The following is a 25,849-nucleotide window of genomic DNA, read 5'->3' on the forward strand; positions in this document are numbered from 1 at the left end:
GTAGATGATCCTGACGCCTTCCGGAAACCGGGTTCCTTTTTTTGTGACCGGGCCGGGCATTACCAAAGCGTTGAGATAGATGGTTATCAGTGGCGGGTGAATCGGTTCCGGATTTTTTTGCGAGGGTTGTTTATGGCAACCACTCGAACAAATCACCAACGCTGAGTCAATTTCATGGTATGAAGTTGATCACAATCGTTGATGGCGACGTTCCGTATATATTTTTTATTCTTCCTGCCCGGGGCAGTTCATCTCCAGCAATTCAATATTCATTTTCATCCACAGCAGAGTAGCAGCCAGGTTAGTGTTGTTATTGCAGGTTCCGTCTTTGACGGACAACAAGCCCCGAGTTTCATCGACCACCTTGTCTACCTCTTTTTGTCGTTCTTCGGGAAATTTTTCAAGCAACCGATTTAGACGCTGTTGCCCCTGAGTCAGATGTGCAAACCTCGGGGGAAACCGACGCAATTGATAAAATTTAAACAAACCAGGTTCCACCCCCAATACATTCCAAGTTTGGATTGCCGTAACAATAAGGGTGTTCAGGTCATTTGTATAAAGTGCAGGTTTATCTGACGTGCCCACAAAAGACTTAATCTCACCATTGACTCGCAATCGACCAAGTTGCTCATCATCCAAGCCGTAGGTTATGTGCAAAAAAAACTGCACCATATTGTCATTGGTAAGGGGGTCTTTGTCCGCATAGTATCCGTTACCAGCCAACATGGGGAATTCCAACAATGTTTCCAGATCGTGCAACATGAATGACTCACAGCCAAAGCCACTGCCCTGACGTTCAGGCAGGAAGTAAAACCGGGAATCAGTGAAGCCATGATGTCTTAACGCCAGTGTTAAAGCTAAAGTGACAAAATGTGCCAGGAGCGAATAAACTTGATCTTCGTAGTAACGCTTAAAAACACTTAAACTATCAACGACAAAAACACGATAAAGTCCTTCAGTATTTTTCCGGATAGAAACAATGCTGACGTGGCCCGCATGGTCCTGAAAAATAAATTGTTTAGATTGACTTGCTGCCATTAACGACAGCTGGGTTATAAATAACCCAACCAGCTGCTGAAGACACTGAGGGTAGCCCAGTCGAGCTTGCATATACCTTAGAGTTAACGGCGGTCTGGCAGCATTGACAATGCTGTCTACTAACGACTGTTTGGGCACCCCTTCAGGTAATACAAGCTCCGGAATCGCATATCTGGCAAATACTCTGATTAAATCTTCTGGCAGGCTCGCAAGCCTCGGATATTCAAGTAAAACGTGTGACATTTCACCTCCTTCCAGCTTCCCGGGAAAATGATGCTTAAGTAGCCTCAGAATCGCTTTCCAACGGTATTTACCACTCTCCAGAGAGCCCTTCTCCTCCAAAATATTGGGGGATGCCGCATACAATCTTTCCAATTCTGCATTAAAGTCATCAATATTTTTTTTCTGATCCATTGTTTTCAATGACTTTTCAGCGGCTCTGAGTATTTCTTTCAGTTTTTCAAGATGCCTGGCATGACTCTCATCGTTACCTGAAGCCGATGCTGAGGCTGCACCTGAGCCTGAAGAGCCTGAAGAGCCAGAACTGCCCTGCCCTTTATGACTTTGTTTTTTGCTTTGTCGCTCTTGCTGCGGTGGCGGAGATTTGCCATCGCTTTTGGTCTGTTCCTTGCCTTCGTTGCCATAACGGTTTAATTCGAATGGATAGCCAGTAAACGTCGTACCTTTATCCGGCTGCAGACCACCTCCTTCAGAGACAGGCGAACTGATTTTCGAACCTTTTTCACCCTTTTGTAACAATAACAGCGGAGCAACGTTAGATTTTGGTAAACGAATGGGATCAGGTAAAAAAGAAGAAAGAATCGCATCGACACCATCGCCGGAAACGAATGATGAAATGTGAGGAACTAAAGCCTGACTACTACCCGACAAAAGCAGGATAGGCACAATAAAAACAAAAGTCATAAAACACCTGAGCTTCAAATAGAGATAACGAAGTCATTCTAGACAAGAAGCTCAGATTTTCCTGACTCCAGGATCTTAATACCGCACGAGACGTTGACTCGCGTTAGAAATGGGCAGAATTTCAGCACTGACTGCGGCACCACAAGTCGAATCTGAGATTTCCAACCTCAGAGTTAGCCAAAATACGACTTTGGATACCTGATTCCCCGTGCTTTTTGACTGAATTCAAAGAAACTTGTAAAGAGAGTCATTAATGCTCACCGGGGCACTGCTGAGCTTATATGAAACTCAGTTCAGGTAATGCTCCTCAAGGTATTGAGCAACAGCATCATGATTGCATTGACCGATCACCTGATGATCGGGAAGTTTTGCTTTCAAACGCTCTGTAGCATTTCCCATAACCAATCCTTTGCCAACAACCTGCAACATCTCAACATCGTTCATGCCGTCACCAAAGGCTACTGCGTCTTTGGGCTTTAGTCCTTTGAGTTTCATGACTTCTACCAGAGCCGCACCTTTACTCACGGCTGGCGCCATGACCTCAAGACAGGTATCCAGGGAGAAAGCCATATTCACGGAGTCGCCGAAAGCTTTATGAATATCCTGCTCCAGACCAAGTAACTCATTATGCTCTTTGGCTACAAAGAACACTTTGATAATCTTGTCGACAGGAATCGTATCCAAATCCTGCAGGGTGTAACTGAAACCTGTGTCCTTGTGAAACTTCAACAGGTTTTCATGGTGCTGCTCGACATACCATTTATCTTCACTGTACACACTTTGAAACACGGTTTCGCTGTATCGGCGGCCAATCGCAATTAAAGGCTGGATAAACGCAGGATTGAGATCATGGCTGACGATCATCTCCCCCTGAGGATTGTGTGCACGTGCACCATTAGAAGTAATAGTGAACATGTCGATGTCCAGCTGTGCCCTCATCTCTTCAACATCCAGGTGATGCCTGCCAGTAGCAAAGACAAAACGGATACCCTGACTACTTAAACGACGAATAACTTCTTTTGTGCGGGGCGCTAGCTCATGCTGGTCATTGAGAAGAGTACCATCAAGATCAGAGACAACAACGGGATACATGCATACCTCATCGGAGAGTGCGTTTTATCTGTATCCTGACACTAGCAGCCATGATAACACTGCTTTCTTGGCCTGCTGAATGACACAGTGATAACCAGATAAAACAGGTGTATTGGTCTCTAAATTATGCACATTGGTCTCACTTTCTGACAATAGCCGAATATACCAAAGATCATGAGTTAAGTATTCTCAGACTGCTATAACCAGCAGGGTTAGCCCTTAAGGAACATCAAAAGAAAGAAGCCGCTGGATAGCGGCTCCGGTAAGAGAGGATTATTCGAAAGTTATCTCACCATCTGTGAGTGTTGCCATGATGACATCACCGGGAGAGTATTGACCGGACAGTATGGATTCTGCCAACGGATTCTCAATACTGCGCTGTATGGCCCGCTTCAATGGCCGGGCACCGTAGACAGGATCGAAACCCACTTCAGCCAGTTTCTTCATTACTTGATCAGAGACTTCCAGAGACAGACTGTTTTCAGCAAGACGTTTGTTCAGTCGGCTCAACTGAATAGCCGCAATACCTTCTATCTGCTTCTCAGTTAACGGATGGAAGACCACCAGCTCATCAACACGGTTGATAAATTCAGGTCTGAAGTGAGCTCCCACTACATCCATAAGCGTTGATTTTAGTGCTTCAAAATCTTCACCCTGCATGGTCTGAATGACATCAGAGCCGAGGTTGGAAGTCATAACAATAACAGTATTTTTAAAGTCTACCGTTCTTCCCTGACCGTCGGTTAAACGACCATCTTCCAATACTTGCAAGAGAATATTGAAAACATCAGGGTGAGCCTTTTCTACTTCATCCATCAACACCAACGAATAGGGTTTACGTCGCACAGCCTCTGTCAGATACCCTCCCTCTTCATAACCCACATAGCCAGGAGGTGCTCCCAGCAGACGGGCAACAGAGTGTTTTTCCATAAATTCGGACATATCGATGCGAACAATAGCGTCTTCTGTATCAAACAGAAATTCCGCCAACGCCTTGCACAACTCTGTCTTACCGACACCGGTTGGCCCAAGAAACATGAAGGAGCCATTGGGTCTATTGGGATCGGCCAGACCCGCTCTGGAACGGCGAACAGCGTTAGAAACAGCGACTACTGCTTCGTCTTGACCAATGACACGACCATGAAGTGCGTCTTCCATCTTCAAGAGTTTTTCACGCTCACCTTCGAGCATTTTGGCAACAGGAATCCCGGTCCAGCGGGATACGACTTCAGCAATCTCTTCATCCGTGACCCGATTGCGGAGCAGCTTGGTTTCTCCACCTGACTCAGCAGCGTCTGCTTCTGCCAGCTTCTTTTCGAGCTCAGGCAACTGGCCATACTGAATTTCTGACATTTTGGCGAGGTCACCGGAACGCTGCGCCACCTCCAGAGCGATCAGCAGTTGCTCACGCTCTTCCCGTAACTTCTGAGATCCCTGCAGAACGACTTTTTCGGCCTTCCAGATGTCTTCAAGGTCTGAGTAATCTCTTTCAAGACGGCTCACTTCTTTGTCGAGCAGAGCAAGCCTCTCTCTGGATGCCTTATCGTCTTCTTTTTTGAGCGCTTCCTGTTCGATTTTCAACTGAATCAAGCGACGTTCCAAACGATCCATTTCTTCTGGCTTGGAATCCATCTCCATGCGGATACGACTGGCTGACTCATCAATCAGATCAATGGCCTTATCAGGCAGTTGTCTGTCAGTAATATAGCGCTGGGACAGTTTTACCGCAGCGACAATGGCCGGGTCGGTAATGTCAACACCATGATGAGCTTCATAACGCTCTTTCAGACCACGTAGAATAGCAATAGTGTCTTCTTCTGTAGGCTCATCCACCAGTACTTTCTGGAAACGACGCTCCAGCGCTGCATCTTTTTCAATATATTGCCGGTATTCATCCAGTGTCGTCGCACCAACACAATGTAGCTCTCCCCGGGCCAGAGCAGGCTTGAGCATATTACCAGCGTCCATAGCACCTTCTGCTTTACCGGCTCCTACCATGGTATGGAGTTCATCAATGAACAGGATGATCTGTCCCTCCTGTTTGGACAGCTCATTAAGTACCGACTTTAAACGCTCCTCAAATTCGCCCCTGAATTTGGCCCCGGCAATCAACGAGCCCATATCAAGCGACAAAAGCCTTTTACCCTTGATACCGTCAGGCACTTCGCCATTAATAATTCTTTGAGCCAGTCCTTCAACAATGGCGGTTTTGCCGATACCGGGCTCACCAATAATCACCGGATTATTTTTGGTACGCCGTTGCAACACCTGAACAATGCGTCTTATTTCGTCGTCCCGTCCAATGACAGGGTCCAGTTTGCCTGCTTCAGCCCGCTCAGTAAGATCAATGGTGTAAGTCGCCAGAGCATTGCGATTATCTTCCGCATTGGGATCATTGACCGCTTCGCCTCCCCTGAGATTGTTGATGGCATTTTCCAGAGCCTGCTGGCTTACCCCTTGCCCTTTCAGCACACTGGAAACGGACGAGTGCCCCTCCATCATCACCAGAAGAACGGTTTCACTGGAAATAAACTGATCCCCGCTTTTCTGGGCCTGCTTATCGGCCAGGTTAAGCAAACGGATGGTTTCCTGGGACGGTTGAATATCGCCGGTTGGATTATTGATGACTGGTACCTGATCCATTAGCTTCTCGAGCTCATCAACCAGCTGCTGCAAATTAAAACCCACCTGACTCAAAAGAGGCTTGATGGAACCACCCGGCTGATTCAGCAGCGCCAATAACAGGTGGACAGGTTCTATCTGATTGTGATCTTTACCCAGAGCCAGTGACTGAGCATCTGACAATGCGGATTGCAGCTTACTGGTGAGTCTGTCTGCTCGCATAGCTAGTTCTCCCGCGCTTTATTAATTGCCGACAGGGCGGCTTCTGTCATGTATATTGCGGCAGAATCGATCTTTTCAAGACTTGGCTTTCCCAGCCCTCCCGAAGTGGCTAATATCTTGGTGCCTGCTAGATTGAAGGGTTTTGATTTGATCCGAGATAACCTTCAATACTATGAAAAAATTATGGAACCCGCCCGCTCAACAGCATCGACCAACCCCATCTGATCCGTTATCTGCAACACTTTTTTTGATATTTGCCTTTATCATCACCCTTTCTCTTGAGGCAATGGCAGCGTCTGCCAACCCGGAAGACAGTCTCGTTGTCATTTTCAACGATCTGTCTTCGACAGGCTTTTGTCTTGGCGTTGTGACAGGAGAGAAAGAAATCACGACTACAGCCCTCTGCGCAAAAAACGGTGGGTTTGGCAACTACTCTATCTTCATCAGCCCGGAAGACCTCAGTTACTGGGAATATTTCACTCAACCTTACTGGCAATCAGAAAGAAACAAACAGGAACCCATTAGAGAGAACCAGATAGTAACCATCACTTTGGAACAGCGCCCGGAAAATACAAACATTGCCAAAGTTTCCAGGCGAGCAACCCCAATCAAGGCAACGCCTCTCTGGAAGTGTCTTGCTATGAACGGAGATTGGAACGATGCTCAGTGGAAATGGCAAATGTACCGGGTAAGACCTCTGAATCTTAGCACAGCAGCCTATACAGCCCCTCCCAAACAACTGCCCGAAAGTCTGAAGGTCTGGTACTTCGATAACACTGTTGCAATATTTGACCGGGATGGTGCCCTGATAGGCTTCTCCTATTGTCCGGAAGCTGCCTTCACCGCCCCTTCAGATGAATTCAGGATATACTCCGTTGACTATCAATCGGGAGAATATATAAACCATCAAGAATTCTAAAGCTGAATACAAACCACCAAAATGTCCCGACCGGATACCATCAGCCTTTACCTGGTTCAACACTTTTGCTTGTGTCACCTGCCAGGATAATTGTGACTTTCTCAGTCTTGGGTCGTGCACAGCAAAGCAGGAACTCACCTTCAGGGGGTGCAATGGAGATCTCACGATCGTAGAAAGTATCCCCTGCTACCAGCCGGGAGGCGCATGAATGACATACACCCATACGGCAAGCGTTAGGGGGTGTCAGGCCGTATTCTTCAGCCAGTTCCAGCAGTGAAAGATTGGGACCTGCATCCCATTTCGCAACAACCCCATCGGGTAAGAAAGTGACCTCAGCGGTTTCCACTACGGGCGGAGGCGGTGCTCCCGGTTCCGTTCCAAAGCTTTCGGTGTAGATCTGATGGGCGTTGGCTTTAAGTGCCAGCAGCGCTTCACGAACATGAGTTTGAAAAGTCTGTGGTCCACAGAGAAAGAACAGCAACTCATAGGGTGGCATATCTATCCGTTTATCACCGTCCATAATGTAAAGCCCGTCCAGCTTCTCAGCAATTATATCCTTCGTAAGATGGCCCTGATAATCGAAACGACCGGACGAAATGTCATTTTTGGTCGGTCGGGAAAAAATATGAATAACTTCGACATTGGGGAGTGCTCCTAGCTGATCCAATTCATCCCGGTGCGCCTGATGAATGCCATCCTGAACCGCGTGAAAGAAATATACAGGTGGGTAGTTTTTTACCGACGTGTGTGCTTTTAGCATGGCTAAAAGAGGGGTCAACCCAATCCCGCCAGCAAACAAAACCACGGGTTTTGGATTGCCGCGTGCAAGGGTAAACTGACCCATGGGGGAAGATACGCGAAGGTTGTCTCCCACCGCCAGTGTCCCATGCATATATGCACTACCGGGCCCGCCGGGAGAGCGCTTAATGGTCATACGGTAGTGGTCAGGGTCATCCTGAAAGTCGCTAAGACTCCAGACTCGGGTGATTTCTTCTTCAGCCAGCGGTACTTTCACCGTCAGGAACTGGCCAGCCAGTGCTCCTGCCAAGGGTGCCTCTCCATCTGGTGCTTCAAGCCAGACTGATTTTGTGTCTGGCGTCTCCTGACGGATGTCTTTAACCCTCAGTGCGCGAGAGCCTGACCAGCGACCTTTTGATAACTGCGCCCGATCTCGCTCCGCTGCGATTTTTGATGTTAAGAAGAAAGAAGACATCGGACTCAGGCCTTCAAGCTCTGACATCGCCTGCATCTGATCCAAGCTGGCTGTGCCCGCAAAAAGTGCTTTAGAGATGTTCAGCGCCAGAGTACGTGGCTCTGATTTGGCTTCGACCTGTACTTGATCCCCGGCGACGATGGTACCTGTTTTAACTACATTCAGGTAAATGCCACTATGACCTGAGATTGCAAACTCCGGAATAAAGCTATCCGGCTGCCCCAACCGCCAGCACACTTTGAAGCATGGAATACGAGGCCCGGAAACGGATAGCACTACTTCATCGCCTATGCGCAAAACATCTCCCACTGCCAGAGCGACCTCATCCAGCCCGTCTATAACGAGATTTTCTGCAAACCGACCCATTGGCCAATCTTCATCGTTGCCGCCAAGACGTTCTTTCCAGTACGCATAAGTAGTCGTTGAAACAGCATAGATATGGTCGTTATGGACAGCTACCTCATTACCCTCAATACCACTTGCATGAACCCTTACCGGGCCATGCACCTCAAATTTCAGGTAAGCCGTTGTAACACCGTGACCGCGTATGTTATGGCGCTTTGTTTTTCCAATGCAGATCGCTGTGAGTTTCATTTTTTTATACCAGTCCTGCTTAGTCATCCCTTTAAGCCGAAGCCTGAACAGTTAACATGAATCATTCACAACTGAAGTTCGACAAAAGATCAATCGCTTTGATTTACAACCCATTTATTTTCCTGAAACTTTGATTTTTGCTCTTTCTTAAGTTTTGTCAACAAACCTTCTTCATACTGACACATTGCTTCTCTATTCTGCCCTGACAATTTTAAAAAACACCTGTCATGGATTGAATATGGCTATAACAAGAAGACGTTTCTTTCAGGGAGCTGCCCTGGGGATTGCTACACTGCCGCTGCTCAAAACCTTTGCGAGCAGCCACCAACCCTTTCAGCACGGTGTAGCCAGTGGCGACCCCCTGACCGATCGGGTAATCCTCTGGACCCGGATCACTCCCGATGCCGACCCTGGTTTTCAACAGGCCATTATTCCCTATTCCTGGGAAATGGCCCTTGACCCGCAGATGAACCAGATAGTCCGGTCCGGCGAGGGCGTTACCGGCCCTCATGTTGACTACACCGTTAAAGTTGATGCCGAGAGCCTGGTATCAGGCACTGTCTATTACTACCGATTCTTTTCTAATGGAAAACCTTCACCGGTGGCCAGAACAAGGACTTTACCGGAAGGACACCTGAACAGATTGAGACTGGCGTTCTGCTCCTGCTCTAATTATCCGGCGGGCTACTTTAACGTCTACCGGGAGATTGCCCGAAGATCCGAGTTGGATGCCGTACTCCATCTTGGAGACTACATCTATGAATACGGTCCCGGTGGCTTTGGAACAAACAATAACCTTGGTCGTAGCCCGCTGCCTGCAAAAGAAATAACAGTACTTCAGGACTACCGACAGCGTTACGCCCAATACCGAACCGATCCGGATTTGCAAGAAGTTCACCGTCAGCACCCTTTCATCTGCGTCTGGGACGACCATGAATCGGCTAATGATTCATGGAAAGGCGGAGCCCAAAACCATAACTTTGGTGAGGGCATCTGGGAATCACGCCGCAACGATGCCATTCAGGCTTATTTTGAATGGATGCCCATCAGGGAGAGTGGCATTGTTGACCAGTTTGGACAAAAAACCATTTATCGGAGATTCCGATTTGGTGACCTGATTGATCTCTTTATGCTGGACACCCGACTGACGGGGAGAGACCGGCAGGCTCTGCCATTGTCTGCCAAAGCCGCTAAAGATCCGTCAAGAAGCCTGTTGGGTACGGATCAGGAGCAATGGCTGCATAATGGCTTAAGCCAATCCATGAACGAAGGGATTCGCTGGCGGGCACTTGGACAGCAGGTCTTGATGTCACAACTCACCATCAATTCGAATCTTCCTATCCTCATGGATCAATGGGATGGTTATCAGGCATCCCGACAGCGACTGTTTGATCACATTCAAAATCAGGGTATCAATAATTTGATGGTTCTGACCGGCGACACTCACAGCTCATGGGCTTTTGATCTGGCGCCTGAACCGCGCTTTCCTCACTACGGACGGATTTCAGGTTTTGGCGCACTGGGTGGAGAGTTTGGGACCCCCGCAGTCACATCCGGGTTTTCTGAAAAGACAGGTCTTGCCAAAGTGGCCTCACTGGCCCTGGACGGTGCTCTGCCGAACTTGAAGTGGACAAACCAGAGTGAAAAAGGCTATGTGTTGCTGGATATCAGTCACAGTCGGACGAAAGCTCACTGGTACCACGTAGACACGGTAGCCAGCAGAAACTACAACCACTATCTGAAGAGAGTGTATAAACAGAATGATGGTGCCAATCACATTCACAGAGCCTGGTCGGAAAGTAGCCCGGGCGAGTCACCCGCTCCAGCGCCTGATCTTGCCAATTTATTTGAAGGACTGAGGCAGCGCTATTATAGCTAGTAGTGAGCCACAGGAAGTGCCCTCATTGAGAGCACTTCCGATCTATTCAATCCAGACCAATGTGGCTAAACGTCCGGACTGGACGCCATCCCTCCGGTAAGAGAACCAGCGGTCATCCTCCTTGTAGGTACAGAAATTGCCGCCACTGATTTGTGTCACGCCCAGCTTATCCAACCGAAACCTTGCCAGTTGATAGAGATCGCCATACCAACGGTCACCTTGGCCTGGAATAAAAGCCGTCTCCATTTGCAGATCAGAATTCAGAAAAGCGTCACGAACTTCAGGCCCCACTTCAAAATGAGACTGGCTGATGGCTGGACCCAACCAGACCATTAACTGGTCGGGTTCATCGCCCATAGCTTCAGCCGTGGCTTCCAGGACGCCTGCCTGAAGCCCTTTCCAACCGGCATGAGAAACAGCAACATGGGTGCCGGATCTATTGCAAAAAATAACCGGGAGACAATCCGCCGTTAAGACAGCACAGGGTAACCCCTGCTTATCTGTCCAAACCGCATCACCTTCTCTCTCAATGTTATCCGGCCTGGCCATGACCACTTTAGTACCGTGAACCTGTTTAAGCCACTGAGGCCTATACCGCCATTGACGGTTCTCACCCAGCAACGCCCTGTTTTTTTCTACCACATCAGGATCATCACCGGATCGCAGCCCCAGATTGAAACTACTGAAAGCGCCCCGACTGTAACCCCCGGTTCTCAGTGTTACAGCAGCCCTCACACTTTCGGGCGCAGGCCAGTCCGGAAGCAGGTAACGATCTTCAGACATATTCGGTTCTCTCTATTACGATGCCTTGGGAACCTGAGTTCCCCGAAAAAAAACAGGGTATCCTGCTCAGGACTCTTTAGCGTCTTCTTTTAGTACATCCAGTAGCGCAGAAAAGTCATCCGGCAAAGGTGCCTCCCACTCCATATAATCATCTGTCACCGGATGCATAAGGCCCAGTCTCCCGGCATGAAGAGCCTGATGCCTGAAGCCTCTGAGAATCTCTTCCAGAACGGGAGAGCATCCCTTTGGAATTCTCAGGCGGCCAGCATACAAATCATCCCCCACCAACGGGAAACGAATATGGCTCATATGTACTCTGATCTGGTGAGTTCTCCCCGTTTCCAGTTTACAGCGGACATGGGTATAAGCATTAAATTTCTCCAGAACCCGGTAATGAGTCACAGAGGGTTTGCCGCTGGGTACCACCGCCATCCGGAGACGATGCGTCGGGTGACGGGCAATCGGTTCATTAACCGTTCCGCCAGCCGTCATGACGCCCTGAACCACCGCCTCGTATTCACGACTGACACTTCGGTCCTGAAGCTGAGCCACCAGATCGGTGTGAGCTGCCAGGTTTTTGGCCACCACCATCAGCCCCGAGGTATCCTTATCCAGTCGGTGCACGATGCCCGCCCTGGGCACCGAGGCCATCTCGGGGTAATGATATAACAGGCCATTCAACAAAGTACCTGAGTAATTCCCTGCCGCCGGATGAACCACCGTTCCCACCGGTTTATTGATGACCAGAATGGCATCGTCTTCATAAATAATATTCAGTGGGATGTTTTCAGGTTCCCAGCGTTCTTCATTATCGACTTCAACACTGAGTGTTAGCTGCTCGCCACCGATCAGCTTGTCTTTAGGCTTTTTCTTCTGGCCATCCACCCGCAAATCACCGTTTTTGATCCACTCCTGAAGACGTGCTCTGGAAAAGTCCGGAAAGCAGCTGACCGCAATCTGGTCCAGTCTTTTGCTTCCCAGTTCATCAGGCACAACGACCTGCTGATTGATCTGCTCACTCATCAAATACTTCTCAGGTTAGAGGGGCCTGGGCGAGCGCTATTCCCGGTCAGACCCCTGTGTCAATCAACAAAAAAATCTCAGCCACCGAAGGACAAATGCTGCAATAAAACAGGTCAATAAAAATGTTCAGCCTCCTGAAAGCAGTAGATTGATATTAATAGACCCGGTTTCTTTTCGTTTTACGGCGGACTGTGTTTAAATTGGTTGGATAAAGGCGGGAAGTTTATCACATCACTGGGTCTGGCTGGACTATGCTCAAAACTTTATCATCAACCTGCTTCCCTGCTGTTAAGTTCGTGGGGAGCACCAGCTCTCCTCACAATCATGCCGGAGTAAGGAAACTGTAAACACCATGACAATACTCAAAACCACATACTCGCGCCTGACAGGTCTGTTCCTTGCTGCGGTGGTTCTGGCAGGATGCTCCTCGACCCCTGAGAAAAAAACGATCCCGGAATCCCTGACTGAGGCCGAGCTCTACCAGACGGCCAACCAGTCGCTGAATAACCAGAGTTATACGAAGGCTATAGACTATCTGCGTGCACTGGAGTCACGCTATCCCTTCGGTTCTTTTGCGGAGCAGGCTCAGCTGGATTTGGTCTATGCCTATTTCATGAATGTAGAGCCTGAAGCCGCCAGAGCTGCAGCGGACCGTTTTCTTCGCCTGCACCCACAGCACCCCAATGCAGACTATGCCTATTACATCAAAGGCCTGGCCTCTAATACGGCTGCTATGGGCCTCATCGAACGTTACCTGCCACTGGACAACACAAAGCGCGACCCTGGTCAGGCTCGTCAATCCTTCAACGAGTTTCGTGAATTACTGACACGCTATCCGGACAGCAAATACGCACCGGATGCCCGTCAGCGGATGGTAGCCCTGAGAAATCGTCTGGCTGATTATGAAATTCATGCAGCCAATTACTACATGAAACGTAAAGCCTACGTAGCGGCAGTGAATCGCGGCAAGTACGTTGTTGAAAATATGCAGAAGACCCCGGCAGTAGAGCCCGCATTGGGTATCATAGTGGAAGGTTATCAACGGCTGGGGCTGACAGAGCCTGCGAATGAAGCCCTTGATGTTTTGAAACTGAACTTCCCGAATTCGAAACTGCTCAATGACCAGGGGGAATTCATCGGCTATCAGTCCTTCGGTGATGTCGACCCCTCTCTGCTCTATACCGTGTCATTCGGCCTGCTGGGTGATTCAGGTGTTGAGAAGCAGAAAGCGCAGACTCCTGTCGCTCCCAAACCTCCCGAAGACGAACAGTAATATCCCGGCTTCCAGCAGGAAGCCGCACGACCTTGCGGTTTACTAATTCAATGCCAACGACTGTGAAATGCCCAAAATGCGGCAAAGAAGTGGAATGGAAGAAAGAAAACACCTTTCGACCCTTCTGCTCCCGACGATGCAAGTTGATTGATCTGGGAGCCTGGGCAAATGAAGAGCGCTCGATTCCCGGAGACCCTGCTTTTGATGATCTGATGTCCGGCGAGATCGATGACCATCTAAAGCACTGAGAAACCTCTGCCTGCACCCAGCTCCTCGGGCCAGGAGCCCTGATTCAAGAGGGCTTTTGCCTGCGAGCGCTTAAACTCCAGAACTTCATACATGGCCTCACGAAGCTCTGGTTGATGCATATGCTCAGCCAGCTCGCTCAAATGCTGATCTGACAGCGCGGCAATTCTCTGCAATGCTGACTCTATCGATCTTTTGACCTGATCATCTGGCATCTGCTCAACCATAGTCAGCAGAGTATTCTTTCCTCGATACTGAACTCTGTGCAATCTTGATGGATGCAAAAGCTTCTGGGTAAATTCATCCATAGTGCAGTTCTTCGGGAGGGAAAATTGATTATAAAAAGACATACCAAAATCAATGCTGACTAACTTGCCAGTGATGAGCTCATCCCCCTTTTCAACGTTCATCAGCTCATCGCCTTCGGCGTGCTTGAATAAGTAATTATCAAGTTTCAGATAATCCTGATCGCCCAGAAGAAAACGCCTCATGACAAGATTAGTGACCGGATTATGGTCATCAGCAAACTGGCAAATGGGAGGGAATAATGTTTGATGAAAGTAAGTATCGCCAGGATAGAAGCCTTTAAGGTCTTTGGATGCCACACAATGATCCTGACGCTTTTCGTCCAGACTGTAGCGATGCATGTATTCCTGCCCATAATGCATAACTTTCTTGTAGGCTTCAGCAGCAAGGCACTCTCTTTGAGCCAGCACTTTTCGATTATCGTAGAAACGAGCTTTGTAAGGTTTTCCGGTGATCAGGTAGATTACTTTTTGCAACAGCCGTTTGAATTTTTCAGCACCCGATTCATACCCAAACGTTTTGATATGCCAGAGTCCTTGATTTTTCTTAGTTTTCGGAGAATCTGATTCCTTATCTATTCCCCTTGCTTCGGTTTTGACACGCATTAACCGGTGATCAACAACCCCCCGGCGAATTGGCCCGGGAAACTCTTCCCAATACTCGCTGAAGGGTCTGTCATTAATAGATGGAAGAATATTTCGACCAACCTGCCCAGTCTCTTTGTAATAGGCAACCTCTCGATCCTGAATAGGGCGCTGACCCTGTGCTGAAGATTCTTGATGCAGCCCTTCAGTGCCAGATGGATCTTCCCGTGAACCTATCGTTCTTCCCAGCGTGTCCTGGCCAGAAGGTGACGGGGATTGGTAGGTTGAATCAGCGGGTAGCCCTGATGTTGATCTGTTGCCACCGGGCCCGATACTAGGATGAGACATTTGCTTCCCTGCAAAAAGTTATTCATTTTAATTAAGACTAGTATAGGGTCTCAATGAATTTGGGACCAGAAAGCACCAATAGCCGCGATTCCCTGAACACCCCGGTCTATTAACTTCTCTTGATCAGCAAGCTCCATTCCTCCCAACCAGAAAACGGGTAGTGGACAGCGATCAGTCAGCTCATCAGCTTTCTTCTCACCTAATGTCTCACAGCCTGGATGCGTGTTTGTGAGCCTGACCGGAGAGAGTGTTACAAAATCGACACCCAATGATGCGGCCCGGTCAATTTGCTCCTGATTATGACAGGAAGCTGCCAGCCACTGACCAGATCGGCAGCGATTACGCCAATCAACACCCTCTTGCAGCAGCTGTTTCGAGGTAAGATGAATACCATCACACCAGGCATTGGCCAGTAGCTCAGCCCCGCCTTTAAGCAGTAGCTTGGCTCCGGTTTGCCGACAGAGATGATGCAGCTCTCTGGCTAAATGCTGATAGGTTGCTTTATCCAGCCACGGAGCCCGAAACTGGATCAGCTCCATTCCCTGCTCAATCTGATAACTCACTTTTTCCAGAAGTTCAGCAGCCGCATCAAAGTTTCCGGTGATCATATAACGGTTCGGTAATAGCGCCGCAGTGACAATAGAATCATTAGCCGGGGGAAAGTCCAGCCCGGGTAACTCTTTCAGATCAACCCAACGAATCTCCTGCCCCTCATTGCCGCAAGGCAGCCCTTTGATATCATCCGCCCACCAGGTATCGAGATAGACGGACTTGTCCGGATAATCATGCCGAATCGAAATCAATTTCTGGAACACAGCTGCTTCGATATCCAGTTCTTCCTTAAGCTCACGATTCAAGGCAGCCGTAACGAACTCTCCCTCTTCCACCTTGCCACCCGGAAACTCCCAGTAGCCCCCCATGTGTTTATCATTTGGTCGCCGCGCTACGAGAACTCTTCCATCTTCCCCGCGGATAACAGCCACCGCAACATGCACCAGCTTCCTGGCATTCGTCTGATTTTCTGAAGACATAACCTATTACCTTGTCATTAAACAACTGGTTAGGTACTTAGGTTCGATATTCAGCATTGATTCGAACATACTCATGGGAAAGGTCCGTCGTCCAGAGCGTTTCTGTGATATTACCGGCTCCCAGCTGAACACGGATCAGAATCTCTTCCTGATTCATTACACGCTCACCTTCAGCTTCGGTATAGGATCGGGCAGCACCCCCACCTTCCACAATGCAAACGTCGTTTAGCCAGATTGAAACTTTATCAATCTTCAGTTCATTGATTTCAGCTCTTCCCACAGCAGCAAGAATTCTGCCCCAATTCGGGTCACAGGCAAATAAAGCAGTCTTAACCAAAGGAGAGTGCGCAATGCTGTAAGCGACCTCAAGAGCATCAGCGACACTGCTCGCCTGTTCAACCTGAATGGTTAGAAACTTGGTAGCACCTTCACCATCTCTGACAATAGCCTGTGCCAGAGTAATAGCCACCTCTTCAACCGCCTGCCTCAGAGCCTGATATAAATGTCCTTGAGGCTGCGTTAACGACTCATTGCCGGCCTTGCCCGTGGCTACCAACATGCAACAATCATTGGTGGAAGTATCACCGTCTACCGATATTCTATTGAACGACAGATTTACAGCATCAGACAGGAGCTTTTGCAAAACAGTCTGTTCTACAGAGACATCTGTGGCCATAAAAGCCAGCATGGTAGCCATATTCGGCTTGATCATACCCGACCCTTTACTGATTCCCGTTACCGTGTACATTTTGCCATCGACTTCAAACTGCTGACTGGCACCTTTAGGGCGAGTATCAGTCGTCAGGATGCCTTCTCCTGCCGACTGCCAGCCATTTTCACTCAAATCCGTGAAAGCAGCGGGCAGGCCAGAAACAATTTTGTCAACGGGCAGAAGCTCGCCAATCACACCGGTTGAAAAAGGCAACACCTGATTTTCTTGCACTCTGGCGTGTTCAGCCAATACACGACAGACCTCAAAGGCATCCGTCATTCCCTGCTCACCGGTACCCGCATTGGCATTACCGGTATTAATAACAAAATATTCAGGCGAACAATGAATGCGACGTTTGGCCAGTTGGACTGGTGCAGCACAAAAACGGTTCAGTGTGAAAACACCGGCAACAGAAGCACCCTTATCCCAGTTCATAATCACAAGATCCTTACGATCCTGCTTCTTGATACCCGCCTCTGCCGTTCCAAGACGAAAGCCTTTCACTGGATGCATTTTCGGCCAGCTTCCTGATCCTACTGCCATGGTTTGTCCATCTCCTCTTTTTCATTCCAATTCAATGCATCCGTTATTTCTGCAAGCCGACACCGTCTGCCAGACTGAACAACCTCGATAACGAATTCAAAGAATCAGGCCAGAGAGCACATACTCAAATGGCCCGATGCGAAGTACAGTTATAGCTAACTCTTGATTAAATCCGCAACGAGCGCAACACTCGCTGTTATGGATAAGGTTCAAGCTACCTTGTCAAACACTTAAGAAAGACATTTCTGGCACCGTTGATGTCACGGTCAACGGTGAAACCCTCACCCTTAATCATTTTGGAAGAACCTAATTTTTCGTCAATGGTTCCGTTCCATGATCGAGTCTTGGATGTATAGGCTTCGTTGCAATCAACCACATGCTTTCCATACTTTTTTGCGTACCACTTAAGCCGAATTTTGAATGGGTAGTGATTGAGGTCAAGCATCTGGCGGCAGGTGTTACGGCGAATGGTGCGAACCTTCTTATCTTTGCGTGTGACCATACCTCTTGTCTCAAAGGTTGGCAAAAATACAACGTCGTAGTTCGACACCAGCTCGAACGCCAGCCGGTTATGCAGATCAAGAACAATGTCATCCTTTTTGCATTTCAGACGGTCAATTTCCCTGTTGAAATGAATAATCCGATCTCTTGCCACCCGCTATCAACGCCTCTTTTTCGCTGTAGCAAGTGGCAAAGGTGCGAACTCCGGGGTCAACTCCAACGCATCTAACCTTCCCTTGGATTTCGGGATTTAGCTCAATATGTTGTTGAACCTGAATGAACCAGCGACCTTTGTCGTAGGTTACGACACAAGATTTACCCATCGCTTCGGCTGGTACATCTTCTGCCAGGTGAATCTTGCCAAGAGCCTGTACGCAGGGATTTAATCCCTTTGGCAAACGGTCAATAGAGAATGAGTGCCTGCTACCTTTGCGGCTTTTGAAACTGATTTCTGCAAAGCCCTCTTTAGCTCCCCTGAGCTTCTTGTTGTGCTTGCAGACCGCTTTGAATGTAGTCGCTGCCGCCAGTGCTCCATTATCAGAAACAATCGAGTTATAAGCCCTGCCACTTTCTTTTTGCTCCTGCTCCACTTGAGCTTTAATGGCGGGTCGCATATTGATGAATTTTCCGCTGGCATCTTTATAGTCATCGTTACGGAAACGCTCAACAGCAAGGTTGTACGACCTCCGATAGAGCATCAGGGCATCGTGATAGGCTTGCTCATTCTCTGGGTAAAATCTGATCTTTTTTGACGCGACTATCTTTGCGTCTTTTAGCAGATCGCTTCCCGTAGTGGCTATTGCAGAATGAGGTAATGAAACCGATAAGCTCTTGGGTGCCGAATGACTCACTTTTGGAGCAGGATACGCTTTTGCGTGTCAATGCTGGATTTTTGCTTTCCAGAACTGACTCTTGCATAGCATATCTTCCTTTACTGGTTAATGAATATGCGGAAGTAACCACCACTGGTTTGCTTCACTTTTTCGTAGTGACCGCTTTCGATCTTGCGCCTTATAGTTTGGCTGGTTACGCCTTCAATCTTGGCGAGCTTTGTAGCCGAAACCCACAAGATAAATTCATCTTTTAATGATTTATCTTGTGTCTAGCGTAATTGATTTTGTGATTGTTGCAATTTTATTTGACTGTTCGCACTTTGTTATTAATTACTCAACAATTTCTTTAAATATCTGGAAATAGTTCGGAAAGGTCTTTGAAGTACAACCAGGATCATTGATGGTAATTGGGCTACCACCGAATGCCGCCAGGGAAAAACACATGGCCATTCTGTGATCGTCGTAGGTATCTATGACTGCAGACTTAACCATTTCTGGAGGATTAATCACAATGTAATCTTCACCTTCTTCCACTTCGGCTCCGACTTTACGAAGCTCAGTCGCCATCGCTGATAGCCGGTCAGTCTCTTTAACCCGCCAGTTGTAGATATTTCGAATAGCCGTCTGCCCACTGGCGAAAAGAGCGGTAGTCGCAATGGTCATGGCCGCATCCGGGATATGGTTCAGATCAACATCCACACCCTTGAGTTCACTTTTCTCTACTTCAATCCAGTTGTCACTCCACGTAACTTTAGCGCCCATTTGCTCAAGCACTTCAGCAAAACGGGCATCGCCCTGAACACTGGCATCACCGGTACCATGAACCCTTAGTTTGCCTCCGATAGCGGCCGCAGCCAGAAAATAAGAGGCCGAGGAAGCATCTCCTTCCACCATAATTTCGCCCGGGGAACGGTAGGTCTGCCCCCCTTCCACGACAAAGCTCTGGTATTCATTATTCAGAACATTCACACCAAAGCGACTCATAACCGAAAGGGTGATGTCGATGTAGGGTTTGGAAACCAGTTCACCATCAATGTTAATGATCGTTTTGCCTGATGCTAATGGGGCTGCCATCAGCATGGCAGTCAGGAACTGACTGGAGATATCGCCCCTGATGCTGACGTCTCCCCCCTTAAGACCCGAGCCTGAAATTTTCAGAGGCGGGAAGTTTTCCTTACCCAGGTACTCAATGTTTGCACCAGCCTGTTCAAGACAGTAAGTCAGATCGCCGATGGGTCGCTCATACATTCTGGGCTCACCCGTCAGAGTGTATTCACCTTCCCCCAGAGACAAAGCCGCCGCCAATGGCCTCATGGCAGTACCCGCATTCCCCAAAAACAGAGTCAGACGTTGACCAGAGCCCAACGGACCAGCTACTCCAGTGATTTTACAAACAGTATTGCTGTCTGACAGTTGATACTGAACACCCAGCGCTTTCAGAGCTCTGAGCATATAGCGAACATCATCGCTATCCAGAAGATTGCTGATGGTCGTTGTACCTTCTGCCAGCGCGGCAAGCAGTAAAATACGATTGGACAGGCTTTTTGAGCCAGGAATAGACACCTCCCCTTGCACGCGGGAGATGGGCTTTAAAACGAGTTGCTCCATTGGACTTCTTAACTGGCCGAATGATAGGAGGCAACGATTATACCGCAATACATCCATAAATCAGCCGGTGTTAAGCAGTCCATAAAAGAAAACAGGCCGTAAAGCGGCCTGTTTTCTTTTATGGAAGCAGTCAGTATCAGACAATCTTACCGTGACACTGTTTGTACTTCTTGCCAGAACCGCAGGGACATGGTTCATTTCGGCCAACTTTACGGCTTTCACGAACGAAAGGTTCAGTCAAACCTTTTGGCGACTCATGCTCTTCCACGGAGTTCTCTGCCATGCCCTGAGCCTGGTCATGCTGGAACTGCATACGACGAATCAGCTCCTGGCGACGCTGTTCTTCCAATTCCTCAGTTTTATCATCCTGCTGAACCTGGACATGAGAGAGGATACGAATGGTGTCCGTTTTGATATCTTCCAACATGGACTGGAACAATTCAAAAGCCTCTCGCTTGTATTCCTGCTTGGGGTTCTTCTGGGCATAGCCTCTCAGGTGAATCCCCTGACGCAGATGATCCATGGTCGCAAGATGCTCTTTCCACTTGTCATCCAGTACTCGCAACAGGATATGCTTCTCGAAGTTCCTCAGGGACTCGTCTCCCGCCAGCTCTTCTTTCCGCTTGTAGCTGGAGACTACCTCAGCCAGAATTTTCTCTCTCAGGCCTTCTTCTTCCAACTTGTCGTCTTCATCCAGCCACTTCTGGATCGGCAACTGCATAGCCAGTTCGGCCCCGAGCATCTGCTCAAGACCTTTTACATCCCATTGCTCTTCAAGACTCTCGGGTGCAATATGCTGGGAAATGACATCGCTGACCACTTCGGCTCTCATGCTGTCGATGCTCGACTGCACATTTTCAGAATTCAGAAGCTCATCACGCTGCTTATAGACCACTCTTCGCTGGTCATTGGCGACGTCATCGTATTCCAGCAACTGCTTTCGAATATCGAAGTTACGACCCTCAACCTTGCGCTGGGCTTTTTCAATCGCATTGGTCACCATTCGGTGCTCAATGGCTTCACCTTTCTCCATACCCAGTGCTTTCATGAAGCTCTTCACCCGTTCAGAGGCAAAGATACGCATCAGGTTATCTTCTAGAGACAGGTAAAAGCGGGAAGAACCCGGGTCACCCTGACGACCGGATCGACCACGCAGCTGATTATCGATTCGACGGGATTCATGACGCTCAGTACCGATTATATGCAGACCACCGGCTTCCAGTACTACCTTATGGCGCTTGTGCCATTCGGCCTTGATCTGATCTTCCTGTTCCTGACTCAAATTTTCAACCGCAGAGAGCTCGGCTTCCCAGCTGCCGCCCAGAATAATGTCAGTACCACGACCCGCCATATTGGTAGCAATAGTAATCGCACCTGGTCGACCCGCCTGGGCTATGATCTCGGCTTCTTTCTCGTGGAATTTGGCGTTAAGAACATTGTGAGGAATCCTGGCCTTGTTCAAGGCATTGGATAACAGTTCGGAAGCGTCAATGGATGCAGTCCCCACCAGAACTGGACGCCCCCGTTCAACGGTTTCCTTGATATCTGCAATGATTGCCTCGTACTTTTCTTCGATGGTCAGATAAACCAGATCGTTACCATCCTCACGCACCATAGGTTTATGGGTCGGAATAACAATAACGTCCAGTCCATAAATCTGGCGAAGCTCAAACGCTTCTGTATCCGCTGTACCGGTCATACCAGAAAGCTTTTCATAAAGTCGGAAGTAGTTCTGGAATGTCGTGGAGGCCAGTGTCTGACTTTCAGCCTGTATATTAAGCCCTTCCTTGGCCTCAAGTGCCTGATGCAGACCTTCAGAGAGACGACGGCCCGGCATGGTTCGCCCCGTATGCTCGTCTACCAGCAGCACTTCGCCGTCGGCTACGATGTACTCAACATTGCGCATGAACAGTACATGTGCCTTCAGTGCCGCATTCACATGATGAAGCATATTCAGATTATGAGCAGAATAGAGACTCTCACCTTCAGGCAGTAATCCCAGTTTCTGCAATTGCTCTTCAATAAACAGATGACCGACCTCAGTCAGTTCAACCTGACGAGTCTTTTCGTCCAACAGGTAATGACCGGTTGGCTCTTTATCTTCTTCAAGCTCTTCTTCCTGCTTTTTAAGCTGAGGAGCCAGCTTGTTCATCTGCTTGTAGAGTTCAGAAGAATCTTCCGCTGGACCGGAAATAATGAGTGGCGTTCGGGCTTCATCAATCAGGATCGAATCCACTTCGTCGACAACGGCATAGTGCAATTCACGCTGAAACTTATCTTCCTTGCGAAATGCCATATTGTCTCGAAGATAATCAAAGCCAAACTCGTTGTTGGTACCATAGGTAATATCAGCTTGATAGGCTGCTCTTTTCTCTTCAGGAGACTGCTGAGGAAAGACTACACCAACTGTCAGGCCAAGAAACTCATAGAGAGTACTCATCCACTGGGCATCACGACGAGCCAGATAATCGTTGACGGTAACAACATGAACACCCTTACCTGTAATAGCATTCAAGTAGACAGGCAATGTCGCCATCAATGTCTTACCTTCACCGGTTCTCATCTCGGCAATGCGACCTTCGTGAAGAGTAATGCCACCGATCAGCTGGACATCGAAGTGCCTCATACCCATGCTGCGCTTGCTGCCCTCCCTGACAACAGCAAAGGCCTCCGGCAGCAAAGCGTCCAGATTTTCGCCCTGTTGATAGCGATCCTTGAGCAACCGGGTCTTGCCCCGGAGCTCTTCATCGTTGAGACCAGACAGTTGATCTTCTATGGCATTGATCTGCTTGACCAGTTTGCCCATGCGTTTCAGCTGGCGATCATTCCGGCTACCGATAATTTTTTTGACTAACGAAGCTAACATAGATTGGTTACAGTCTCACTCTGATTCCGGGGCTGCCTCTCTTGCCGACAATCCCGGGTGGGCGGACAAGCTAAAGAACAGCCAAATATTTTATGACAATCACACAAAAGTCTCATCCATATTAGCTATAAATCTGCCCCTGAATGCTTAATAAACCATAAACGTTAAGCTCAAGATGGATATTTATTGACTGACATCAACGCCAGACACTTCTAACGAGTCGAATTAAAAAGCGGAAAATCCGCACTTTAAACCAACCAGCAAGGATATAAGGACAGAAAAGATGCATTTCAAGGGCGGGAAACTATTTTTCGTCACCGGCTCAGACACTCCAAAATCAATGCTCGGTTCGCGCAGTTCATTGAACAAAAAAGTCACAAAACAGAACCGGAAGTATCAGAAAAAATAAACAGCACATTACCTATTTTGGGAGAGTTACTTACTGACCCGATAAATGTAGCGCTGAGGATCCACATGTTTACCATTTCGAATCACTTCAAAGTGGACATGCGGACCTGTTGAACGGCCTGAACTTCCTACTTTTGCAATAACCTGACCACGGGTAACGATGTCACCCACCTTGACTTTGTTGACCTGACTATGGGCATATCGAGTTACGTAGCCATTACCATGATTTATCTCAACCATAAGACCATAGCCAGAACGTTCACCCGACCAGGTGACAACACCAGCAGCCACCGCAATGACGTCGGAGCCATTTACTGCGGCCATATCAATACCCGAATGCCAAGATAGCTTTCCGGTAAAAGGATCTGCTCTCTGACCAAAACGAGAAGAGAGCCAACCTTTCCTGACAGGAAGTCCCGCTATGAAGACATCATCACTCATGGCTCTGCTGGAGACCAGACTGGTCAGAATATCAAACTGCTGTTCTCTGCTATCTATCTGCTCGGAAAGTTGATCAATGGCATCAATAAGTGGAGGCTTTGAATAGAGAGATTTGTTAAAAGGTAAGGCTTCCGGCCCGCCAATAGCTGGCACCTCATCGAAGGAAAACTCGCCATCATTGAGATTCGCAGCCACGGTAAGCCTCTCTCCAACCGCATCCAGCCGGGTAATCCGCCCCTGCAACTCAGCCAGACGAATAGTCAGGGCATCAATTTGACGCTCTGCAGCGAGACGCACATTTTCAACTTCTTTCCTTTGTCCGCTCAGGGTTGCCCGCCATTGCTGCAAGCCTTCTTCGGTCAGGACAACACCAGGTTTTGAATTAAGGAAAAGATAGGTAATTCCTCCACCCAGCATCATGCAGAGAGAAATCGCCGAAAAAGCAGCCAGTGCCAGCCGCTTGCCTGTGACTCTGAACGACTGCGTCCGAGAGTGATCCTGCTTTACAACAATGACTTTCATTCGAGGAAGCCCTTTACTCCCAACGGTTTTAAGTTATTCACTCATTATTATGGAAATCACTGCCTAACGCCCGGGCTTCAATGCAGAAGGCGATAGAGCGTCATATCCATAACCTGCCCTGAGACAGAACAAGACCCTTCAGTCTTGGAGAATTGACTCAATTTCGGACGCAATGATGAACTTCGGTAAAAAAGTCATTTTGCTGTCTCTCTGCTATATCCTTGATCCTTGTTTTTTCGCTCTTGGCCCTTCAGATTAAGATAGCCACTTAAACCAGACGCTACATTCAGCCAGCACGACTTCAAAAAAGGTCGCCACAGCGACCTTTTTTGAAAAGTGATCAATGATCAATCCCCCGCACAAGGGTTAAGCGGTAACCGCAGCTGGCTTGAGGTAGGAAATCGGCGCTACTTCAGTATTCTCGAATGTCACCACCTCCCAAGCTTTTTCATTCTCCAGCAGAGAACGAACCAGCTTGTTATTCAATTCGTGTCCTGATTTGTAGCCCACAAACTGTCCAACCAGGCTATTGCCAAGCAGATAAAGGTCACCGATGGCGTCCAAAATCTTGTGTTTGACCAGCTCATCGTGATAACGCAAACCGTCCTCGTTCAGAATGCGGTAGTCATCAACCACTACTACGTTATCAACGCTGCCGCCCAGAGCCAGATTCTGTGAACGCAGGTACTCAACGTCACGCATAAATCCGAAGGTACGGGCCCGACTGACTTCTTTTACAAAAGAGGTGCTAGAAAAATCAATCTCAGAGGTCTGTGAACGACCTTTGAAAACAGGGTGGTCAAAATAGATAGTAAAGCTGACTTTAAAGCCGTCATAAGGCTTAAAGGTAGCCGTTTTCTCGCCATCAGTGACGGTGACTTCCTTCTTGATACGGATAAATTTCTTGGCCGCCTCCTGCTCCTGAATACCAGCAGACTGGATCAGAAAAACAAAAGGCCCGGCACTACCGTCCATAATCGGCACTTCATGGGCGCTAACTTCGACATAGGCATTGTCGATACCCAGCCCCGCCATTGCCGAAAGAAGATGTTCAACGGTATCTACCCGGACACCATCCTTCTGCAAAGAGGTGCACAGGGTTGTTTCTCCGACATTCTCTGCACGAGCAGGTATTTCCACCACAGGATCAAGATCTGTGCGACAGAAGATAATGCCAGTATCGACGGGAGCCGGTTTAAGAGTCAGATAGACTTTTTCACCGGAATGTAACCCCACTCCCGTAGCTCGAATAATATTTTTCAGGGTACGCTGTCTGATCATGATAACGCTATTCCGCGACCTCTAAGGCCCCTGTTAT

At 48.4% G+C, this 25,849-nt stretch carries 20 protein-coding genes; 5 read left to right on the forward strand and 15 right to left on the reverse strand.

Annotated elements, in window-relative coordinates; all coding sequences use genetic code 11:
- Positions 1–225: 225 nt before the first annotated feature.
- The 3 genes from KBW69_RS03480 to clpB all read right to left on the reverse strand — a co-directional run bounded on the left by KBW69_RS03480 (position 226) and on the right by clpB (position 5,898).
- Positions 226–1,962: a hypothetical protein gene (locus KBW69_RS03480; protein WP_257279925.1), complete on the reverse strand. Its 1,737-nt coding sequence runs from the start codon at positions 1,960–1,962 to the stop codon at positions 226–228.
- Positions 1,963–2,250: 288 nt separating this feature from the next.
- A complete protein-coding gene (locus KBW69_RS03485) occupies positions 2,251–3,054 on the reverse strand; it encodes a Cof-type HAD-IIB family hydrolase (RefSeq protein WP_257276317.1) in 804 nt (267 codons plus the stop codon).
- 273 nt (positions 3,055–3,327) lie between these two features.
- Positions 3,328–5,898 carry an ATP-dependent chaperone ClpB gene (gene clpB / locus KBW69_RS03490; RefSeq protein ID WP_257279926.1) on the reverse strand — a complete coding sequence of 857 codons (2,571 nt, stop codon included), beginning with the start codon at positions 5,896–5,898 and terminating at the stop codon, positions 3,328–3,330.
- A 172-nt stretch (positions 5,899–6,070) separates the two neighbouring features.
- Between clpB and KBW69_RS03495 the strand changes: the two genes are divergently transcribed.
- Positions 6,071–6,817, forward strand: coding sequence for a hypothetical protein (locus KBW69_RS03495; protein WP_257254665.1), 747 nt, complete (start codon positions 6,071–6,073; stop codon positions 6,815–6,817).
- 40 nt (positions 6,818–6,857) lie between these two features.
- Here the strand turns inward: KBW69_RS03495 and KBW69_RS03500 are convergent, their stop codons facing one another.
- Positions 6,858–8,651 carry an MOSC domain-containing protein gene (locus KBW69_RS03500; RefSeq protein ID WP_257279927.1) on the reverse strand — a complete coding sequence of 598 codons (1,794 nt, stop codon included), beginning with the start codon at positions 8,649–8,651 and terminating at the stop codon, positions 6,858–6,860.
- Positions 8,652–8,862: 211 nt separating this feature from the next.
- Here KBW69_RS03500 and KBW69_RS03505 point away from each other — a divergent pair, with 211 nt between their 5' ends.
- The gene (locus tag KBW69_RS03505) at positions 8,863–10,503 is read left to right on the forward strand and encodes an alkaline phosphatase (protein WP_257279928.1); all 1,641 of its coding nucleotides are present in this window, start codon (positions 8,863–8,865) and stop codon (positions 10,501–10,503) included.
- A gap of 42 nt (positions 10,504–10,545) precedes the next feature.
- On the opposite strand, the gene pgeF is transcribed toward KBW69_RS03505, so the two are convergent.
- On the reverse strand, positions 10,546–11,286 hold the full coding sequence (pgeF, locus tag KBW69_RS03510) for a peptidoglycan editing factor PgeF (RefSeq protein ID WP_257255408.1): 741 nt from the start codon (positions 11,284–11,286) through the stop codon (positions 10,546–10,548).
- Positions 11,287–11,352: 66 nt separating this feature from the next.
- The gene (rluD, locus tag KBW69_RS03515; RefSeq protein ID WP_257255409.1) at positions 11,353–12,309 is read right to left on the reverse strand and encodes a 23S rRNA pseudouridine(1911/1915/1917) synthase RluD; all 957 of its coding nucleotides are present in this window, start codon (positions 12,307–12,309) and stop codon (positions 11,353–11,355) included.
- A gap of 352 nt (positions 12,310–12,661) precedes the next feature.
- On the opposite strand from rluD, the gene KBW69_RS03520 reads away from it, so the two are divergent.
- Positions 12,662–13,582 carry an outer membrane protein assembly factor BamD gene (locus KBW69_RS03520; RefSeq protein ID WP_257279929.1) on the forward strand — a complete coding sequence of 307 codons (921 nt, stop codon included), beginning with the start codon at positions 12,662–12,664 and terminating at the stop codon, positions 13,580–13,582.
- 50 nt (positions 13,583–13,632) lie between these two features.
- Entirely contained in the window at positions 13,633–13,830 is a 198-nt protein-coding gene (gene yacG, locus KBW69_RS03525; protein WP_257280036.1) for a DNA gyrase inhibitor YacG, read from the forward strand.
- On the opposite strand, the gene KBW69_RS03530 is transcribed toward yacG, so the two are convergent.
- From KBW69_RS03530 to KBW69_RS03550, 5 genes are all read right to left on the reverse strand, one after another.
- Entirely contained in the window at positions 13,819–15,066 is a 1,248-nt protein-coding gene (locus KBW69_RS03530) for a hypothetical protein (RefSeq protein WP_257279930.1), read from the reverse strand. The genes yacG and KBW69_RS03530 overlap by 12 nt on opposite strands.
- A gap of 50 nt (positions 15,067–15,116) precedes the next feature.
- Positions 15,117–16,097: a Nudix family hydrolase gene (locus KBW69_RS03535; protein ID WP_257279931.1), complete on the reverse strand. Its 981-nt coding sequence runs from the start codon at positions 16,095–16,097 to the stop codon at positions 15,117–15,119.
- A gap of 37 nt (positions 16,098–16,134) precedes the next feature.
- Complete coding sequence (gene argJ / locus KBW69_RS03540; RefSeq protein WP_257279932.1) at positions 16,135–17,352, reverse strand: bifunctional glutamate N-acetyltransferase/amino-acid acetyltransferase ArgJ; 1,218 nt, start codon at positions 17,350–17,352, stop codon at positions 16,135–16,137.
- Between the two features lie 214 nt (positions 17,353–17,566).
- The gene (locus tag KBW69_RS03545) at positions 17,567–18,007 is read right to left on the reverse strand and encodes a transposase (RefSeq protein WP_257279933.1); all 441 of its coding nucleotides are present in this window, start codon (positions 18,005–18,007) and stop codon (positions 17,567–17,569) included.
- Positions 17,967–18,551 carry a hypothetical protein gene (locus tag KBW69_RS03550; RefSeq protein WP_257279934.1) on the reverse strand — a complete coding sequence of 195 codons (585 nt, stop codon included), beginning with the start codon at positions 18,549–18,551 and terminating at the stop codon, positions 17,967–17,969. Before KBW69_RS03550 ends, KBW69_RS03545 begins: the two co-directional genes overlap by 41 nt.
- Positions 18,552–18,667: 116 nt before the next feature.
- Between KBW69_RS03550 and KBW69_RS03555 the strand changes: the two genes are divergently transcribed.
- On the forward strand, positions 18,668–18,940 hold the full coding sequence (locus KBW69_RS03555) for a hypothetical protein (RefSeq protein ID WP_257279935.1): 273 nt from the start codon (positions 18,668–18,670) through the stop codon (positions 18,938–18,940).
- Between the two features lie 76 nt (positions 18,941–19,016).
- Here KBW69_RS03555 and aroA read toward each other — a convergent pair whose 3' ends face one another.
- From aroA to lpxC, 4 genes are all read right to left on the reverse strand, one after another.
- Positions 19,017–20,294 (reverse strand): 3-phosphoshikimate 1-carboxyvinyltransferase, encoded by a 1,278-nt coding sequence (gene aroA / locus KBW69_RS03560; protein WP_257279936.1) that lies wholly within the window; start codon positions 20,292–20,294, stop codon positions 19,017–19,019.
- A 136-nt stretch (positions 20,295–20,430) separates the two neighbouring features.
- Positions 20,431–23,160, reverse strand: coding sequence for a preprotein translocase subunit SecA (gene secA / locus KBW69_RS03565; protein WP_257279937.1), 2,730 nt, complete (start codon positions 23,158–23,160; stop codon positions 20,431–20,433).
- 435 nt (positions 23,161–23,595) lie between these two features.
- Positions 23,596–24,531, reverse strand: coding sequence for a M23 family metallopeptidase (locus tag KBW69_RS03570; protein ID WP_257279938.1), 936 nt, complete (start codon positions 24,529–24,531; stop codon positions 23,596–23,598).
- A 366-nt stretch (positions 24,532–24,897) separates the two neighbouring features.
- Positions 24,898–25,812 carry a UDP-3-O-acyl-N-acetylglucosamine deacetylase gene (lpxC, locus tag KBW69_RS03575; protein ID WP_257279939.1) on the reverse strand — a complete coding sequence of 305 codons (915 nt, stop codon included), beginning with the start codon at positions 25,810–25,812 and terminating at the stop codon, positions 24,898–24,900.
- Positions 25,813–25,849 lie beyond the last annotated feature (37 nt).

Source organism: Endozoicomonas sp. ISHI1, from assembly GCF_024606225.1.
Taxonomy (GTDB): Bacteria; Pseudomonadota; Gammaproteobacteria; order Pseudomonadales; family Endozoicomonadaceae; genus Endozoicomonas_A.

Coding starts and splice junctions, on each gene's coding strand:
- KBW69_RS03570 (WP_257279938.1), bottom strand. CDS start 24,531: ATGAAAGTCATTGTTGTAAAGCAGGATCACTCTCGGACGCAGTCGTTC.
- KBW69_RS03520 (WP_257279929.1), top strand. CDS start 12,662: ATGACAATACTCAAAACCACATACTCGCGCCTGACAGGTCTGTTCCTT.
- yacG (WP_257280036.1), top strand. CDS start 13,633: ATGCCAACGACTGTGAAATGCCCAAAATGCGGCAAAGAAGTGGAATGG.
- KBW69_RS03480 (WP_257279925.1), bottom strand. CDS start 1,962: ATGACTTTTGTTTTTATTGTGCCTATCCTGCTTTTGTCGGGTAGTAGT.
- KBW69_RS03500 (WP_257279927.1), bottom strand. CDS start 8,651: ATGACTAAGCAGGACTGGTATAAAAAAATGAAACTCACAGCGATCTGC.
- argJ (WP_257279932.1), bottom strand. CDS start 17,352: ATGGCAGTAGGATCAGGAAGCTGGCCGAAAATGCATCCAGTGAAAGGC.
- KBW69_RS03505 (WP_257279928.1), top strand. CDS start 8,863: ATGGCTATAACAAGAAGACGTTTCTTTCAGGGAGCTGCCCTGGGGATT.
- KBW69_RS03535 (WP_257279931.1), bottom strand. CDS start 16,097: ATGTCTTCAGAAAATCAGACGAATGCCAGGAAGCTGGTGCATGTTGCG.
- KBW69_RS03550 (WP_257279934.1), bottom strand. CDS start 18,551: ATGCTCTATCGGAGGTCGTACAACCTTGCTGTTGAGCGTTTCCGTAAC.
- lpxC (WP_257279939.1), bottom strand. CDS start 25,812: ATGATCAGACAGCGTACCCTGAAAAATATTATTCGAGCTACGGGAGTG.
- aroA (WP_257279936.1), bottom strand. CDS start 20,294: ATGGAGCAACTCGTTTTAAAGCCCATCTCCCGCGTGCAAGGGGAGGTG.
- KBW69_RS03555 (WP_257279935.1), top strand. CDS start 18,668: ATGAAACCGATAAGCTCTTGGGTGCCGAATGACTCACTTTTGGAGCAG.
- clpB (WP_257279926.1), bottom strand. CDS start 5,898: ATGCGAGCAGACAGACTCACCAGTAAGCTGCAATCCGCATTGTCAGAT.
- KBW69_RS03530 (WP_257279930.1), bottom strand. CDS start 15,066: ATGTCTCATCCTAGTATCGGGCCCGGTGGCAACAGATCAACATCAGGG.
- rluD (WP_257255409.1), bottom strand. CDS start 12,309: ATGAGTGAGCAGATCAATCAGCAGGTCGTTGTGCCTGATGAACTGGGA.
- KBW69_RS03485 (WP_257276317.1), bottom strand. CDS start 3,054: ATGTATCCCGTTGTTGTCTCTGATCTTGATGGTACTCTTCTCAATGAC.
- secA (WP_257279937.1), bottom strand. CDS start 23,160: ATGTTAGCTTCGTTAGTCAAAAAAATTATCGGTAGCCGGAATGATCGC.
- KBW69_RS03495 (WP_257254665.1), top strand. CDS start 6,071: ATGAAAAAATTATGGAACCCGCCCGCTCAACAGCATCGACCAACCCCA.
- pgeF (WP_257255408.1), bottom strand. CDS start 11,286: ATGTCTGAAGATCGTTACCTGCTTCCGGACTGGCCTGCGCCCGAAAGT.